At 74.1% G+C, this 16,242-nt stretch carries 13 protein-coding genes; 11 read left to right on the top strand and 2 right to left on the bottom strand.

The window, feature by feature from the left end; all coding sequences use genetic code 11:
* Positions 1-83 precede the first annotated feature (83 nt).
* Together BMY88_RS13010 and BMY88_RS13005 are read left to right on the top strand one after the other, a co-directional pair.
* Positions 84-1,595, top strand: a complete 1,512-nt coding sequence (locus BMY88_RS13010) for a potassium/proton antiporter (protein WP_091943794.1) — start codon at positions 84-86, stop codon at positions 1,593-1,595.
* A 216-nt stretch (positions 1,596-1,811) separates the two neighbouring features.
* Complete coding sequence (locus BMY88_RS13005; RefSeq protein ID WP_091943792.1) at positions 1,812-2,699, top strand: endonuclease domain-containing protein; 888 nt, start codon at positions 1,812-1,814, stop codon at positions 2,697-2,699.
* 111 nt (positions 2,700-2,810) lie between these two features.
* Here the strand turns inward: BMY88_RS13005 and mqo are convergent, their stop codons facing one another.
* On the bottom strand, positions 2,811-4,304 hold the full coding sequence (gene mqo, locus BMY88_RS13000; protein WP_244524658.1) for a malate dehydrogenase (quinone): 1,494 nt from the start codon (positions 4,302-4,304) through the stop codon (positions 2,811-2,813).
* 228 nt (positions 4,305-4,532) lie between these two features.
* Between mqo and lspA the strand changes: the two genes are divergently transcribed.
* The 6 genes from lspA to BMY88_RS12970 all read left to right on the top strand — a co-directional run bounded on the left by lspA (position 4,533) and on the right by BMY88_RS12970 (position 11,952).
* Positions 4,533-5,156 carry a signal peptidase II gene (gene lspA, locus BMY88_RS12995; protein ID WP_244524657.1) on the top strand — a complete coding sequence of 208 codons (624 nt, stop codon included), beginning with the start codon at positions 4,533-4,535 and terminating at the stop codon, positions 5,154-5,156.
* A 54-nt stretch (positions 5,157-5,210) separates the two neighbouring features.
* The gene (locus BMY88_RS12990; protein ID WP_091943991.1) at positions 5,211-6,149 is read left to right on the top strand and encodes an RluA family pseudouridine synthase; all 939 of its coding nucleotides are present in this window, start codon (positions 5,211-5,213) and stop codon (positions 6,147-6,149) included.
* 7 nt (positions 6,150-6,156) lie between these two features.
* On the top strand, positions 6,157-6,933 hold the full coding sequence (locus tag BMY88_RS12985; RefSeq protein WP_091943787.1) for a CPBP family glutamic-type intramembrane protease: 777 nt from the start codon (positions 6,157-6,159) through the stop codon (positions 6,931-6,933).
* Positions 6,930-7,439 carry a GNAT family N-acetyltransferase gene (locus BMY88_RS12980; protein WP_091943785.1) on the top strand — a complete coding sequence of 170 codons (510 nt, stop codon included), beginning with the start codon at positions 6,930-6,932 and terminating at the stop codon, positions 7,437-7,439. Before BMY88_RS12985 ends, BMY88_RS12980 begins: the two co-directional genes overlap by 4 nt.
* A 204-nt stretch (positions 7,440-7,643) precedes the next feature.
* Positions 7,644-11,204 carry a DNA polymerase III subunit alpha gene (gene dnaE / locus BMY88_RS12975; protein ID WP_091943783.1) on the top strand — a complete coding sequence of 1,187 codons (3,561 nt, stop codon included), beginning with the start codon at positions 7,644-7,646 and terminating at the stop codon, positions 11,202-11,204.
* Positions 11,205-11,298: 94 nt separating this feature from the next.
* Complete coding sequence (locus BMY88_RS12970; RefSeq protein ID WP_091943781.1) at positions 11,299-11,952, top strand: DUF2567 domain-containing protein; 654 nt, start codon at positions 11,299-11,301, stop codon at positions 11,950-11,952.
* A 231-nt stretch (positions 11,953-12,183) separates the two neighbouring features.
* On the opposite strand, the gene BMY88_RS12965 is transcribed toward BMY88_RS12970, so the two are convergent.
* Positions 12,184-13,032: an LON peptidase substrate-binding domain-containing protein gene (locus BMY88_RS12965; RefSeq protein ID WP_091943779.1), complete on the bottom strand. Its 849-nt coding sequence runs from the start codon at positions 13,030-13,032 to the stop codon at positions 12,184-12,186.
* Between the two features lie 167 nt (positions 13,033-13,199).
* Here BMY88_RS12965 and hisD point away from each other — a divergent pair, with 167 nt between their 5' ends.
* From hisD to hisB, 3 genes are read left to right on the top strand one after another with little or no spacing between them, the layout of a single operon-like run.
* Positions 13,200-14,504, top strand: a complete 1,305-nt coding sequence (hisD, locus tag BMY88_RS12960; RefSeq protein WP_091943777.1) for a histidinol dehydrogenase — start codon at positions 13,200-13,202, stop codon at positions 14,502-14,504.
* On the top strand, positions 14,501-15,637 hold the full coding sequence (locus BMY88_RS12955) for a histidinol-phosphate transaminase (RefSeq protein WP_244524656.1): 1,137 nt from the start codon (positions 14,501-14,503) through the stop codon (positions 15,635-15,637). The genes hisD and BMY88_RS12955 overlap by 4 nt, the downstream gene beginning before the upstream one ends.
* Positions 15,638-15,642: 5 nt before the next feature.
* Positions 15,643-16,239, top strand: a complete 597-nt coding sequence (gene hisB, locus BMY88_RS12950; RefSeq protein ID WP_091943774.1) for an imidazoleglycerol-phosphate dehydratase HisB — start codon at positions 15,643-15,645, stop codon at positions 16,237-16,239.
* Positions 16,240-16,242: the final 3 nt, after the last annotated feature.

Here is a 16,242-nt window from a genome sequence, read left to right as displayed (position 1 = left end):
CCGTGCAGCGCGCCGGCGGCAGCGTCGCGGAACGGGCTCGGAACACGCGTACGGGAGACTGCGCGCGTGGACCGGGAGCGGCAGTGAGCACGACGGTCGCCGCCGCCCTCGCCCTCGGGTCGCTCGTCGTCCTGGTCGCCGCCGTCGCGCTGCGGCTGGCCGATCGGCTCGGCCTGCCCAGCCTGCTGATCTACCTGGCGCTCGGCGTCGCGCTCGGCGAGAGCGGCCTCGGGGTGCAGTTCGAGGACGTCGAGCTGACCCAGACCCTGGGGGTCGCCGCGCTCGTCGTCATCCTCGCCGAGGGCGGGCTCACCACCCGGTGGTCCGACGTCCGGCGGGCGATCGGGCCGGGACTGACGCTGGCGACGGTCGGCGTCGCGGTCAGCGTCGCCGTCACCGGCGCGTTCACGGTCCTGCTGCTGGGCGAGAGCTGGGGCTTCGCCCTCCTGCTCGGCGCGGTCATCGGCTCCACGGACGCCGCCGCGGTCTTCGCGGCCCTGCGACGGCTGCCGCTGCCGCGGCGCCTGGCGGCGTCCATCGAGGCCGAGAGCGGGCTGAACGACGCCCCGGCGATCCTCCTGGTGACGGCGTTCGCGGCCTACCTGACCGGCGACGGCCACGGCTCCTGGTGGCTGGTCGGCGTCGAGATCGTGCTCGAGCTGGCGGGGGGCGCCGCCGTCGGGCTGCTGATCGCCTTCGGCGGCGCGGCGCTGCTGCGGCGGGTGGCGCTGCCGCTGGCCGGCTTCTACCCCCTGGCGACCCTGGCGATCTGCGTGCTCGCCTTCGCCGGGGCGACCCTCGCGCACACCTCCGGATTCGTCGCGGTCTACCTCGCCGGCGTCGTGCTCGGCAACGCCATGCTGCCGCACCGCACCGCCAGCATCGGGTTCGCCGAGGGCATGGCGTCGCTGGCCCAGATCGGGCTGTTCGTGCTCCTCGGGCTGCTGGCCTCGCCGAGCCGGCTGGGAGAGGCGCTGCTGCCGGCGCTGGGCGTCGGCAGCGCGCTGCTGCTGGTGGCGCGGCCGCTGTCGGTCGCGGCGAGCCTCGTCTGGTTCCGGATGCCGTGGGCGCAGCAGGCCTTCATCAGCTGGGCGGGCCTGCGCGGCGCCGTCCCCATCGTCCTGGCGACCTTCCCGATCGCCGCCGACGTGCCCGGCGCGACCCGGATCTTCGACATCGTCTTCGTGCTGGTCGTCGTCTTCACGGTCATCCAGGGCGGCTCGCTGCCGTGGGTGGCCCGGCGGCTGCGGATCGCCGCCCCGGTCACGCCGCGTGACGTCGACGTGGAGGCCGCCCCGCTGGAGGAGCTGGACGCCGAGCTCATGCAGCTCACGGTGCCCGCGGGCTCGCGGCTGCACGGCGTCTACCTGCCCGAGCTGCGCCTGCCCGACGACGCCGCCGTGGTGCTCATCGTGCGCGAGGGCCGCTCGTTCGTGCCCGACGCCGGCACCCAGCTGCGTCGCGGGGACCAGGTGCTGCTGGTCTCGGCCCGCCGGTCGCGGGCCGAGGCCGAGCGCCGGCTGCGGGCGGTCAGCCGCGCCGGCCGGCTGGCGAGCTGGCGCGGGGAGTCGGGCAGCCCCACCGGGACCGACTGACCCCCGCCCCCCGCCTTTGGGCAATTCTGCTCTTCTGCCCCGGGGCAATTCCGCGCTTCTGCGCGGTGCAATGTCGCGCTTCCGCCCGGGGGCAATTTCGCGCGCGGGGCGGTGGCGAGGCCGTCGTGCGCAAGGGGCACGGCCTGGGTGTGCAGAAAGGCCCGCCTGTGGACGACGGAGCGGCCCCCGAACCGGGATGTCGCCACCATCGGACGCATGCTGCTGAAGACCCAAGGGGTGACCGGCGTCTTCGTCGGAGCACACGCCATCGCCGACGGTGTGCTGACCCGGCGTCAGCTCGCCGACGGCCCCTTCCTCCGAGTGCTGCAGGGCGTGTACGCCGATGTGTCCCAGCCGCGGGACCACCTGCTGCGGTGCCGTGCCGCGGCGCTGCTGATGCCCGACGGCGCGGCGCTCGGAGGCCGGTCGGCCGCGGCGGTCCTGGGCGCGCCGAGCCCCGGCTACGGCGATCCCGTGACCGTCGTCGTCCCGGGGCCGACCGCATGGCGGGGACCGGCCGGTGTCCGGGTCCACCAGACCGCTCTCCCACCCTCGGACGTCGCCGACGACGGCTACGGGATGCGCTGGACGACGGCGCGGCGCACCGCATGGGAGGTGGGCGCCCTCGAGACGACGGCGACGGCGGTCGGCGTGCTCGACGCCATGCTCCGGACCGACCTGCTGCACGAGGGGGACCTCGGCGCCATCCTCCGCGAGCGGGCCGGTACCCGCTGGTCACGGCGAGCGCGCCGCGCGTTCGAGCTGGTGGACCGGCGCAGCGCCTCGCCGCCGGAGTCCTGGGTGAGAGTGGCCTGTGCGCTCGCCGGCCTGCCCGCCCCGGTGCTCCAGTTCGACGTCGTCGAGGACGGCGCGTGGCTGGGCACCGTCGACCTGGCATGGCCGGAAGCCCGCCTCATCGTGGAGTACGAGGGGGAGTACCACTTCGACGAGCTGCAGATCGCCAGGGACGACGTCCGGTTGTCGCGGATCGCCGCCGCGGGCTGGCGGGTGATCCGCTTGGCGGCGCACGACCTCCGGTCGATGGACGCCCTCGTCGCGCGGATCCGGGCCGCCCTCGCGGAGGCCGGGTTCAAGGCGCCCTGACATCCCGAGCAGAAGTGCGGAGTTGCCCCGGGGCGGAAGTGCGGAGTTGCCCCGGGGCGGAAGCGCGGAGTTGCCCCGGGGCGGAAGTGCGGAGTTGCCCCGGGGGCGGGGTTAGCCGACGAGCTCGAGCGTCTTCGACGTCTCGGTGCGGATCTCGGTGAGCAGCTGCAGGTCGTTGCGGAGGTCGCGCCCGTAGGAGGGGATCGCGTCCTGCAGGGCCGGCCGCCACGCGTCGATGTGCTGCGGGAAGCAGCGCTCCATCAGCGTGAGCATCGCCGACACCGCGGTCGAGGCTCCGGGGGAGGCGCCCAGCAGGCCGGCGATCGTGCCGTCGGCGCCGGTGATGAGCTCGGTGCCGAACTGCAGGACCCCCTTGCCGCTGCCCGGGTCCCGCTTGATGACCTGCACGCGCTGGCCGGCGGTGATGATGTCCCAGTCGCCCTGCTCGGCCTGCGGCACGAATCCCTGGAGCGTGCGGAGCCGCGCGCTGCGGGACTGCAGGAGCTCGCCGATGAGGTACTTGGTCAGGGCCAGCTCGGTGCGGGCGACGCCGAGCATGGAACCGAGGTTGTTCGGCTTGACCGACAGCGGCAGGTCGAGCATCGACCCGGACTTGAGGAACTTCGGCGACCAGCCCGCGTAGGGGCCGAACAGCAGCGAGTACTCGCCGTCGACCAGGCGCAGGTCCAGGTGCGGCACCGACATCGGCGGGGCGCCGACGGCGGCCTGGCCGTAGACCTTGGCCTGGTGCTGGGAGACCAGCTCGGGGGAGCGGGTGCGCAGGAACTCGCCGCTGACCGGGAAGCCACCGAATCCGCGGATCTCCGGGATGGCGGCCTTCTGCAGCAGCGGCAGCGCGCCCCCGCCGGCGCCGACGAAGACGAACCGGGCGCGCACGGTGCGCCGCTCGCCGCTGACGGAGTCCTTGACCGTGACCTTCCAGCGGCCGTCGTCCATGCGCTCGAGGTCGGTGACCCGCTGGTCGACGTGCACGTGCACGCCCCGGGGCTCGGCGGCGTCGAACTGCAGCCGGGTGAGGGCGCCGAAGTTGACGTCGGTGCCGGCGACGGCGCGGGTGGCGGCCACGACCTCGCCCTGGTCGCGCCCGGCCATCATCAACGGCACCCACTCGGCGAAGGTCGCCGGGTCGTCGGTGTACTCCATGCCCTCGAACAGGGCGTGCGACGTGAGGGCCGTGAAGCGGTTGCGCATGTAGCCGCGCCCCTCGGCGCCGGTCACGAAGCTGATGTGCGGGACCGGGGTGATGAACTCCTTGGGCGAGCCCGTCATGCCCTCGCGGACCAGGTGCGACCAGAACTGGCGCGACAGCTGGAACTGCTCGTTGATCGTGATCGCCTTGGTGGGGTCGACCCGGCCGTCGGGGCCCGCGGGTGTGTAGTTCAGCTCGCACAGGGCGGCGTGGCCGGTGCCCGCGTTGTTCCACGCGTCCGAGCTCTCCCCGGCGACGGCCGGACCCGACTCGAAGACGGCGATGCTCCACTCGGGGGAGACGATGCCGAGCAGCGACGCGAGGGTCGCGCTCATGATTCCGCCGCCGACGAGCACGACGTCGGGGTCGGTGGCGGGGGCGAGCTCGGTGGACACGATTGCCTTCCTGGCCGGGTACGAGGTCCGACACGACCATCGGCCTTCCTCGGCCCGGGCACGCCCCCTCATCGGTGTGAGATGCGTCGTACCCGGCATGAGATGGATCACGCGGAGCGGCGTGGTGGCCGCGGTCCGGTGCGCCGGAGCCCCGGGGAGCCTTGCGGCCCGAGGCTATCGTCGACGGGTCGTCCGGTCGTGCCGGTCCCCTCAGATCCCCAGGAGCGCGTGCTGTCCGCTGAGCCCGAGGACGCCCGCGACGGCGCGCCGGGGGGCGCCGGTACCGGTGCGAGCCCCGCGCCGGGACGCCGCCCCCGCACCCGGCTGCTCCTGGCGATCGCCGTCGGCGTGCTGCTCCTGGATCTCGCCACCAAGCTGCTCGTGGTCGCCACCCTCGACCGCGGCGAGGACGTCCGGCTGCTGGGCGGGGCGCTGCACCTGACGCACGCCCGCAACACCGGGGCCGCGTTCTCCTTCGCCGAGGGCTTCACGGTCTTCTTCACCCTGATCGCCGTGGCCGTGGCCGTCGTGATCGTGCGCGCGGCCCGCCGGCTGTTCTCGCTGGGCTGGGCCGTCGCCCTCGGCCTGGTGCTCGGCGGCGCCGTCGGCAACCTCCTGGACCGGGTGTTCCGCGACCCGGGCTTCCTGCGCGGCGGCGTCGTCGACTTCATCTCGGTGTTCGCGCCGGGTGGGGAGTTCTTCCCGATCTTCAACGTCGCCGACTCGGCGATCACCTGCGGCGGCATCCTCGGCGCAGTGCTGGCCCTGCGCGGCATCGAGTTCGACGGCTCGCGCGCCGACGACCCCGCGCCGGGCGGGGACGACGGCGAGCCCGGTGACGCGCGCGCCTGAGGCGTGCCGGCGCCGCTGCGTCCGGTCGTCGGCACGGCCGGTCACAATGGAGCCGTGACCAGCTCCCCGGGTGCCTACCGCGCGCTGCCGGTGCCCGACGGGCTGGAGGGCCAGCGCGTCGACCAGGCGCTCTCCCGCCTCTTCGGGCTGACCCGGACCGCCGCGGCCGACCTGGCCGATGCCGGCGGCGTGGTCGTCGACGGGCGGGTGCGCGGCAAGGGCGACCGGCTGAGCGGCGGGAGCTGGCTCGAGGTCGAGCTGCCGCCGCCTCCGGGGGAGCCCGCGGCGCCCAGGCCGGTCACCGGCATGACGATCGTGCACGACGACGACGACCTCGTCGTCGTCGACAAGCCCGTCGGCGTCGCGGCGCACCCGAGCCCGGGCTGGGAGGGGCCGACCGTCATCGGCGGCCTCGCCGCGGCCGGCTACCGGATCTCCACCTCGGGCGCCGCCGAGCGCCAGGGGGTGGTCCACCGCCTGGACGCCGCCACCACCGGCCTCATGGTCGTGGCCAAGAGCGAGCGCGCCTACACCGCGCTCAAGGCCGCGTTCAAGGAGCGCACGGTGGACAAGGGCTACCACGCCCTCGTGCAGGGTCACCCCGACCCCAGCCGCGGCACGATCGACGCTCCCATCGACCGGCACCCCCGGCACGACTGGAAGTTCGCCGTCGTCACCGGGGGCCGGCCCTCGGTGACCCACTACGAGGTTCTCGAGGCCTTCGCGGCCGCGAGCCTGGTCGACGTCCACCTCGAGACCGGGCGCACCCACCAGATCCGGGTCCACTTCGCCGCGATGCGCCATCCGTGCGTGGGCGACCCGACGTACGGCGCCGACCCCACGCTGGCGGCCCGGCTCGGGGTCGAGCGGCAGTGGCTGCACGCGGTCCGCCTCGGTTTCGCGCACCCGGCCGACGGCCGTTGGGTCGAGTTCACCAGCGGATACCCGGCAGACCTGGCGGGGGCGCTGGCGATCCTGCGGGCCGAGGCGTAGGCGAGGCGTGGACGCGCTGCCGACGTCGCTCGCCGACTACGGTCCGGCGGCGCTGTCGGCCGTCGTCGTCGCGGGCTACCTGGTGGTGGGGGAGCCGGTCGTGGGTGCGGTGCTGCACCGCCGCTTCGAGGGGCGGCTGCGCACCGACGCCGGCGCGCGGCGGTCCTTCTACGCCCGGCTGCTGGTCCTGGAGTGGGGCCTGGCGCTGCTCGCGCTGGTGATCTGGCTGTCCGCGCCGGAGGTGGACGCCGCGGCGGTCGGGTTGCGCTGGCCGGACGGCTGGCCCGGCCCGCTGGCGACGGCGCTGGCGCTGCTGGTGGTGGCGTTCGTCGTCGCCTCGACGCGTGCACTGCGCGGCGGCGCGCTGACGCACCTTCCGGCGCCGGCCGAGGGCGCGGGCCGGCACGCGGAGCCCTCGATGCACTCGACGCTGGCGCTGCTGCCGCGGACCCCGGGGGAGCGGCGGCTGTTCACCGCGGTCGGGCTGACGGCGGGCATCTGCGAGGAGTGGCTGTACCGCGGCTTCTTCCTGGCCGTCGTCTCCGCGGTCGCGGGCGGGCCGCCGACGGCGGTGCTGATCGCCGTCGCCGCGGTGGCCTTCGGGGTGGCGCACGCCTACCAGGGCGCGGGCGGCGTGCTGGTCACCGGCCTGCTCGGCGCGGTGATGGCCGCGATCTACCTCGACAGCGGGTCGCTGCTGCTGCCGGTGCTGCTGCACGCGCTGATCGACCTGCGGTTCCTGGCCGTGCCCACGCGCGCCCTGCCCCCGGCGGGCGTGCGGTGAGGCCGCGGGCGGAGCCGGCCGGGCCCGCCGACCGGGCGGCCCTGACGGCGGTGCGCACCCGGGTGTTCGTGGAGGAGCAGGGCGTCGCGGCCGAGCACGAGCAGGACGCCACCGACGCCGTGGCCGTGCACGCGGTCAGCCGGGACGCCGAGGGACGCGTCGTCGCCACCGGGCGGCTGTTCGAGCGGAACGGGCGCGGGGTCATCGGCCGGATGGCGGTCGACGCCGCGGCGCGCGGCACCGGCCACGGGGCCGCCGTCCTCGCCGAGCTGCACCGGCAGGCCCGGCGGCTGGGCCTCGCCGAGGTCGAGCTGCACGCCCAGGTGACCGCGCGCGGGTTCTACGAGCGGGCCGGCTACGCGACGGTGGGCGAGGAGTTCGAGGAGGCCGGCATCCGGCACGTTCCCATGCGCCGGAGCCTGGACGACGGCGACGGCGACGGCGACGGCGACGGCGACGACGACGACGACGACGGGGGCACGGCGTCGCCGGCCGCGCCGGTGTGACGGACCGGACCCCTCGCGGGCCCGGGACACGTTCCGTCAGACCCTCGGCGTAGACACCTCTCAGTGCGAGGATCGGGGTCGGCCCCCCGGGGCCCCCGCTGGGGTGAGCCGGCCGAGATCCCCCGCACGCCGGTCTTCCCCACCGGTCGCCCGCCGGCACGCCGACGGCCGGGCACGCACGACCACCGAGGAGCACGACCGCCCGTGAGCAGCCAGTCCGACTCCTTCGTCCACCTGCACGTCCACACCGAGTACTCGATGCTGGACGGCGCGGCGAAGCTGCCGGAGGTCACCAGGGCCGCCGCCGAGCAGGGAATGCCGGCGCTGGCGATGACCGACCACGGCAACGTCTTCGGTGCCTACGACTTCTACAAGCAGGCCAACGCAGCCGGCGTGAAGCCGATCATCGGCATGGAGGGCTACTACACCCCCGGGTCGCGGTTCGACCGGGCGCCGTTCGACTTCGGCGACAAGCTCCTCGACGAGGAGGGCGACGGCGGGAACAACCGCGGCAAGGCCGCGTACACGCACATGACGCTGCTGGCCCGCACCACCGAGGGGATGCACAACCTCTTCCGCATCTCCTCGCTCGCCAGCCTCGAGGGGCAGTACCGCAAGCCGCGCTTCGACCGCGACCTGCTGGAGCGCTACGGCAAGGGCCTCATCGCCACGACCGGCTGCCCCTCGGGCGAGGTCAACATGTGGCTGCGCGCCGGCAAGGAGGACCGCGCCCGCCAGGCCGCGGCCGACTTCCAGGACATCTTCGGGCGGGAGAACTTCTACGCCGAGCTGATGGACCACGGGCTGTCGATCGAGAAGAAGACCCGCCCGGCGCTCATGGCGATCGCGAAGGACCTCGGCATCCCGCTGCTGGCCACCAACGACCTGCACTACACGCACAAGGAGGACTCGCAGGCGCACGACGCGCTGCTGTGCATCCAGACCGGATCGCGGCTGGCCGACACCAACCGCTTCCGGTTCAACGGCGACGGCTACTACCTCAAGAGCTCCGCCGAGATGCGCGCGCTGTTCGACGGCGACCTCCGCGTGGCCTGCGACAACACGCTGCTCGTCGCCGAGCAGTGCGAGGTGCAGTTCACCGAGGGCGCGGACCTCATGCCCCGCTTCCCGCTCCCCGAGGGCGAGGACGAGACCTCCTGGTTCATCAAGGAGGTCGAGCGCGGCCTGCACAAGCGGTACCCGAGCGGCATCCCCGACCACGTGCGCAAGCAGGCCGACTACGAGACCGGGATCATCTGCCAGATGGGCTTCCCGGGGTACTTCCTCGTGGTCGCCGACTTCATCAACTGGGCCAAGGACAACGGCATCCGCGTCGGTCCGGGGCGTGGCTCGGCCGCCGGGTCGCTGGCCGCCTACGCGATGGGGATCACCGACCTCGACCCCCTGGCCCACGGCCTGATCTTCGAGCGGTTCCTCAACCCCGAGCGCGTGTCGATGCCCGACGTCGACATCGACTTCGACGACCGCCGCCGCGGCGAGGTCATCCAGTACGTCTCGCAGAAGTACGGCGAGGAGCGGGTCAGCCAGATCGTCACCTACGGCACGATCAAGGCGAAGGCCGCGATCAAGGACGCCGCCCGCGTGCTCGACCGGCCGTTCTCGGTGGGCGACGAGCTGACCAAGCTCATGCCGCCGGACGTGATGGGCAAGGGCATCCCGCTGTCGGGGGTCTTCGACCCCAAGCACGAGCGCTATAAGGAGGCCGCGGAGTTCCGCGCCCGCTACGAGTCCGACCCGGGCGCCGCCGAGGTCGTCGACCAGGCCCGCAAGCTCGAGGGGCTGAAGCGCCAGTGGGGCGTGCACGCCGCCGGCGTCATCATCGGCCGCTACCCGCTGGTCGACAGCATCCCGATCATGCGCCGCGAGGCCGACGGCGCGATCATCACGCAGTTCGACTACCCGACGTGCGAGACGCTCGGGCTGCTGAAGATGGACTTCCTGGGCCTGCGCAACCTGACGGTCCTGGACGACGCGCTGCGCAACATCGTCCTGAACGGCAAGGCACCGATCGACCTCGACGAGATCAGCAAGGACCTCACCGACAAGGCCACCTACGAGCTGCTCGGCCGCGGCGACACGCTGGGGGTCTTCCAGTTCGACGGCGGGCCGATGCGGTCGCTGCTGCGGCTCATGCGCCCGGACAACTTCGAGGACATCTCGGCCGTCGGCGCGCTGTACCGGCCCGGGCCCATGGGTGCGAACTCGCACACGAACTACGCGCTGCGCAAGAACGGCCAGCAGGAGATCACCCCGATCCACCCGGAGCTCGCCGAGCCGCTGGACGAGATCCTGGGGCAGACCTACGGCCTGATCGTCTACCAGGAGCAGGTCATGGCGATCGCGCAGAAGGTCGCCGGGTACTCCCTCGGCAAGGCCGACCTGCTGCGCCGCGCCATGGGCAAGAAGAAGAAGTCGGTCCTGGACGCGGAGTACGTCGGCTTCGAGGCCGGGATGAAGGCCAACGGCTTCTCCGCCGCCGCGGTCAAGACCCTCTGGGACATCCTCGTCCCCTTCGCCGACTACGCCTTCAACAAGGCGCACTCGGCCGCGTACGGGCTGATCTCGTACTGGACGGCGTTCCTCAAGGCCAACTACCCGGCCGAGTACATGGCGGGGCTGCTGACCAGCGTCCAGGACGACAAGGACCGGCGGCCGGTCTACCTGGCCGAGTGCCGGCGGATGGGCATCAAGGTCCTCCCGCCCGACGTCAACGAGTCGTCGTGGGACTTCACCGCCGTCGGCACCGACATCCGCTTCGGCCTGGCGTCGGTGCGCAACGTCGGCCACAACGTCGTCGACTCGATCGTCCGGGCCCGCGAGGAGAAGGGCGCGTTCAAGGACTTCGCCGACTTCATGCGCAAGATCGACACGGTGGCATGCAACAAGAAGGTCATCGAGTCCCTCGCCAAGGCGGGTGCGTTCGACTCGCTGGGCCACTCGCGGCAGGGGATCGTCGCCGTCCACGCGCAGGCGGTCGACTCGGCCATGGGCCTCAAGCGCAAGGAGGCCGAGGGCCAGTTCGACCTCTTCGGCAGCTTCGGCGCCGACGGCGAGGCAGAGGACCCGTTCGCCGGTGCCCTCGACATCACCGTGCCGACGGCGGACTGGTCGAAGAACGAGCGGCTGATGTTCGAGCGCGACATGCTCGGCCTCTACGTGTCCGACCACCCGCTGCACGGGGTGGAGCACGTGCTGACCTCGCACGCCGACACCCCGATCGCCGAGATCAACGCCGGCGGGGTGGAGGACGGCGCGAACGTCACGGTCGCCGGCATCCTCACCGCGGTCGGGCCGCGGACCAACAAGCAGGGCGCGCCGTGGGCGATCGCCACGCTGGAGGACCTCGAGTCGGGCATCGAGGTGCTGTTCTTCCCCAAGACCTGGGCCGAGGTGTCCGAGCGCGTCGTCCGCGACCAGATCGTCGTGGTCAAGGGCCGGGTCAGCCGGCGCGACGACCAGCCGTCGATCTTCGGCTCGGAGGTGACGGTCCCCGAGCTGACCGAGGGGCCGCGCGGGCCCGTCCTGGTCTCGATGCCCGCGGCGCGCTGCACCCCGCCGGTGGTGGAGCGGCTCCGCGAGGTGCTCGGCAGCCACCCCGGCACCACGGAGGTCCAGCTGAAGCTCATCAACGGCGGCCGCGAGACCGTGCTGCGGCTGGACCAGGGGCTGCGCGTGCGGCCGAGCACCGCGCTGATGGGCGACATCAAGGCGCTGCTCGGGCCGACCAGCGTCGCCCTCCTCTGATGTGCGCCCCTGCCCTGGCTCCGGCCCCACCCCCGGTGACCGGCCGGGCGGGTGCGGCGGCACCGTGACCGAGCCGGGGAGGTTCACTGGGGGCGTGAACGACACCGCCGGCCCGGCCCCGGCCACCGAGTCGGCCGCCGAGCCGGGCGCCGCGGCAGGCACCGGCGCGGCCCGGGACGACCGTCCGGCCCGCCGGTCCTGGATCGCGGCCGGCCGCCCGGGCGGCCGCGCCGAGCTCCGCGCCGACCTGCTGCCGGCCGCACGGCTGACCGCCGTCCTCGCGCTGACCGGGATCCCGGCCGGTCTGATGTGGTGGCTGCTGGCGCCCCGGGAGGACTACCGCGTGGTCGCCGACGGCGTCCAGCCGCTCGGCGACACCTCCGCCGAGCTGTTCGCCGCCGACGATGCCGTCTTCGTGCTGATCATGGCCGGGCTCGGCCTGCTCGCCGGGATCGCCGGGTGGCTGCTGCGCCGGCGACGCGGCGTCGCCCTGCTGGCCGGCCTGGCGGTCGGCACCGGGATGGCGGGCCTGCTGGCGTGGCAGCTCGGCGAGCTGCTCGGTCCCGGACCGGACGCCGCGGAGCTCGACGACGTCGGTGCCACCGTGACCACCCGCCTGGAGCTGGCGTCGACGCCGGCGCTGACGGTGGCGCCGTTCGTCGCCGTCCTGGTCTACGTGGTCGCCACCCTGCTGGCCTCGCGCGACGACCTCGGTCGCGCTGCCGCGGACGACCCGCGCCGGAGCTGACCCGACCGCCGGCCCGTGGCGGCCGGCGATGCGGCGGGTGCGGCAGGAGTCGAGCCCGGTGGCATTGCGGGCGTCGTACCGCCGTTGAGGGTGCTGCAGGACCCGCAACGGCTGCACAAGACCCGCAATGGCGCGCGGACGGTGGCGCGCGGACGGTGGCGCGCGCACGGCGGACGGCGGACGGTCGGCGCGAGTCGGTGACGTCGAGCGCCGCGGGGGCGCCCGCGGGGCTCAGTTGACGCTGCGCGGGCCGGCGAAGCGCTGCAACGGCGCCGGCACCGCGCCGATCGTCTCCAGCAGCGTCAGCTCGCGGCGCAGCAGCCGGGACTCGGTCGCCAGCCGGCGCCGGGTCGCCGACTCCGCGAGCAGCGCCTGCCGGTCCTCGGTGGTCAGCAGCGCGGCCGAGGCCACGAGGTAGGACAGCGCCCGCGGGTCGTCGCCCACCGCCTCCATCAGCGCGGCGCTCTCCTCGTCGGTGGGGGCCTGGTCGACGTCCTCGCCGTCGCCGCCGCGCAGCGCGGCGACCGCGGCGACGTAGCGGGCGAACAGGTCGCCCACGCCGTGCACCAGCACGTCCATCGAGCCCCGGGCCACGGAGCTGACCAGCTCGTCGAGACCGGCCGCGGCCGCCTCGTCGGGCGGGCCCAGCGGACCCTGGCCGGGCAGCCCGACCAGGCCGTCGGCGTCACCGGCGGCCTCCTCGGCCGCCTCCTCGTCGGCGAGCCACTCCACCTCGGCCTGCAGGTACGGCGGGTCCTCGGTGACCAGCACGTCGAGCAGCCGGAACCGGTCACCGCCGACGGTGACGACGGAGAACCCGCCGTCCGACAGCGGCCGCACCGACTGCAGCCGGGCGGTGCAGCCGATGTCGTAGAGCGCCTCGGCCGGCGCCACCTGCTCGACCTCCCAGCCCTGCCGGATCGCGACGACGCCGAAGAAGCCGGGGGTGCGCTCCTCGGCCCGCTGCACGAGCAGGTCGCGCATGAGCCGGCGGTAGCGGGGCTCGAAGATGCGCAGGGGCAGGACGACGCCCGGGAACAGGGGCGTGCCCAGGGGGAAGAGCGGGATGACCTGACCCACGCGGCGAGCCTAGGGCCCTCCGCTCCGGCGCCCCGCGGTGGGCGACGCACGGCCCACCGGGGGAACGCGCGGGGACACGGGCGGTGCACGGGGACCGTGGGAGCCACGGCGGGCGGCGACTACCCTGGGAGGTCGCCGTCCCCTCGCCCCTGCCCGGAGGCATCCCCGTGCTCAGCCGCATCGACCTGCGCGGATCCGCGCTGCCCGGGGTGCGCGAGCTCTCCGATCTCCTGCCGCGCGCCGCCACCGACATCGACTCGGTGCTGACCACCGTCCGCCCGCTGTGCGAGGACGTGCGGGTGCGCGGCGCCCAGGCCGTCCGGGAGATCACCGCGCGGCTGGACGGCGTGGACAGCGAGGACTTCGCGGTGCCGCAGTCCGCCATCGACGAGGCCCTGGCCACGATCGACCCGGCGGTGCGCGCCGCGCTGGAGGAGGCCATCGCCCGGGTCCGGCGGGTGCACGCCGACCAGGCCCGTACCGACGTCACCACCCAGGTCGTGCCCGGCGGCACCGTGACCGAGCGGTGGGTGCCGGTGCGCCGCGTCGGCCTCTACGTGCCCGGCGGGCTCGCGCCGCTGCTGTCCAGCGTGGTCATGAACGTCGTCCCGGCGCAGATCGCCGGCGTCGAGTCGATCGCCGTCGCCTCCCCGCCGCAGCGCGACAACGGCGGGCTGCCCGACCCGGGCGTGCTCGCGGCCTGCGCGCTGCTCGGCGTGGGCGAGGTCTACGCGGTCGGCGGCGCCCAGGCGATCGCCGTCTTCGGCTACGGCGCCGGCTCCTGCGAGCCGGTCGACCTGGTCACCGGCCCCGGCAACGTCTACGTGACGGCGGCCAAGCGCCTGCTGCGCGGGCTCATCGGCATCGACTCCGAGGCCGGCCCCACCGAGGTGGCCATCCTGGCCGACGACACGGCCGACCCGGTGCACGTGGCCGCCGACCTGATCAGCCAGGCCGAGCACGACCCGCTCGCCGGCGCCGTGCTGGTCACCGACAGCGAGGAGCTGGCCGACGCCGTCCTGGCCCTGGTCCCCGGCCAGGTCGCGGCGACCAAGCACTCCGACCGGATCACCACGGCGCTCGAGGGCAGCCAGTCCGGCATCGTCCTGGTCGACGACGTCGAGGCCGGCCTGCGCGTGGTCGACGCCTACGCCGCTGAGCACCTGGAGATCCAGACCCGCGACGCGCGCGCGGTCGCCGCGCGGGTGCGCAACGCCGGGGCCGTCTTCGTCGGCGCCTACTCGCCGGTCTCCCTGGGCGACTACTGCGCCGGTTCCAACCACGTGCTGCCCACCGGCGGCTGCGCGCGGCACTCCAGCGGCCTGTCCGTGCAGTCGTTCCTGCGCGGCATCCACGTCGTCGACTACGACGAGCGGGCGCTGGCCGAGGTCGCCGGCCACATCGACGCCCTCGCCGGCGCCGAGGACCTGCCGGCCCACGCGGCGGCGGTGCGGGCGCGGCAGCGCGCATGACGGCGACGCAGGACGGCCCGGCCGAGCTGACGTCCGTCGACGCGCTCCCGCTGCGGCCGGAGCTGCGCGGGAAGACCCCCTACGGCGCCCCGCAGCTGAAGGTCGCGCACCGGCTGAACACCAACGAGAACCCCTATCCGCTGCCCCCGGAGCTGCTCGCCGACCTGGCGACGGCGCTGGCGGAGGCGTCGGTGGAGCTCAACCGCTACCCCGACCGGGACGCCGTCGCACTGCGGACCGACCTCGCGGCCTACCTGACCCGGACCGCGGGGGACCGCGTCGGGCCGGAGCAGGTGTGGGCGGCGAACGGGTCCAACGAGGTGCTGCAGCAGCTCCTGCAGGCCTTCGGCGGCGCCGGCCGGACCGCGCTGGGCTTCACGCCGTCCTACTCGATGCACCCGATCATCGCCGCCGGCACCGGGACCGCCTGGATCGACGGGCACCGCCGCGCCGACTTCACCATCGACGCCGACGCCGCGGTCGCCCAGGTGCGCGAGCTGCGGCCCGACGTCGTCTTCGTGACCAGTCCGAACAACCCGACCGGCACGGCGGTCGAGCCGGCCACCGTCGAGGCGCTCTACGCCGCTACCCAGGGCATGGTCGTCGTCGACGAGGCCTACGCCGAGTTCGCCCGGCTCGGGACGCCGTCGGCCCTGGCCCTGCTGCCCGACCGGCCGCGGCTGGTCGTCAGCCGCACGATGAGCAAGGCCTTCGGAATGGCCGGGTTGCGGCTGGGCTACCTGGCCGCCGACCCCGCCGTGGTGGACGCGCTGCAGCTCGTCCGCCTGCCCTACCACCTGTCCGCGCTCACCCAGGCGGCCGCCCGGGCCGCGCTGGCGCACACCGACGCGCTGCTGGCCACCGTCGACGCCGTCAAGGCCGAGCGCGACCGGATCGTCGCCGAGCTGCCCCGGCTGGGGCTGACCAGCGTGCCCAGCGACGCCAACTTCGTGCTCTTCGGGCGTTTCGCCGACGCGCGCGCCGCCTGGCAGGCGCTGCTGGACCACGATGTGCTCGTCCGCGACGTCGGCATCCCCGGCTGGCTGCGGGTCACCGCCGGCACCCCCGCCGAGACCGAGGCCTTCCTCACCGCCCTGGGTGAGGTGGCACCCGCCCACCGCCTGGGAGACTGAACGGCATGAACCGCACCGCACGAGTGGAGCGCGCCACCAGCGAGACCAAGCTGGTCGTCGAGGTCGACCTCGACGGCACCGGCACGAGCTCGGTCAGCACCGGCGTCGGGTTCTACGACCACATGCTCACCGCGCTGAGCCGGCACAGCGGCATCGACCTCACCGTGCAGGCCGACGGCGACCTGCACATCGACGCGCACCACACGGTTGAGGACGTCGCGATCGCCCTCGGCCAGGCCTTCGCGCAGGCCCTCGGCGACAAGAAGGGCATCACCCGCTACGGCGACGCCACGATCCCGATGGACGAGGTCCTGGTGCAGGCGGCGGTGGACCTCTCCGGCCGCCCCTTCTTCGTGCACGCCGAGCCCGAGAACATGACCCCGATGATCGGGCCGGACTACCCGACGTCGCTCACCCGGCACGTCCTGGAGACCTTCGCGTTCAACGCGCGGATCACCCTGCACGTGCGGGTCCTCTACGCCGGCCGCGACGCCCACCACATCGTCGAGGGCCAGTTCAAGGCGCTCGCCCGGGCCCTGCGCACCGCCGTCGCCCTCGACGCGCGGACCAGCGGCGTGCCCTCCACCAAGGGCGCCCTGTAGTCC

It is taken from the genome of Trujillonella endophytica (assembly GCF_900110555.1).
Classification (GTDB): domain Bacteria; phylum Actinomycetota; class Actinomycetes; order Mycobacteriales; family Geodermatophilaceae; genus Trujillonella; species Trujillonella endophytica.
Note: the sequence above shows the minus strand (reverse complement) of the source record. Positions and strands in the feature narration are given on the sequence as shown.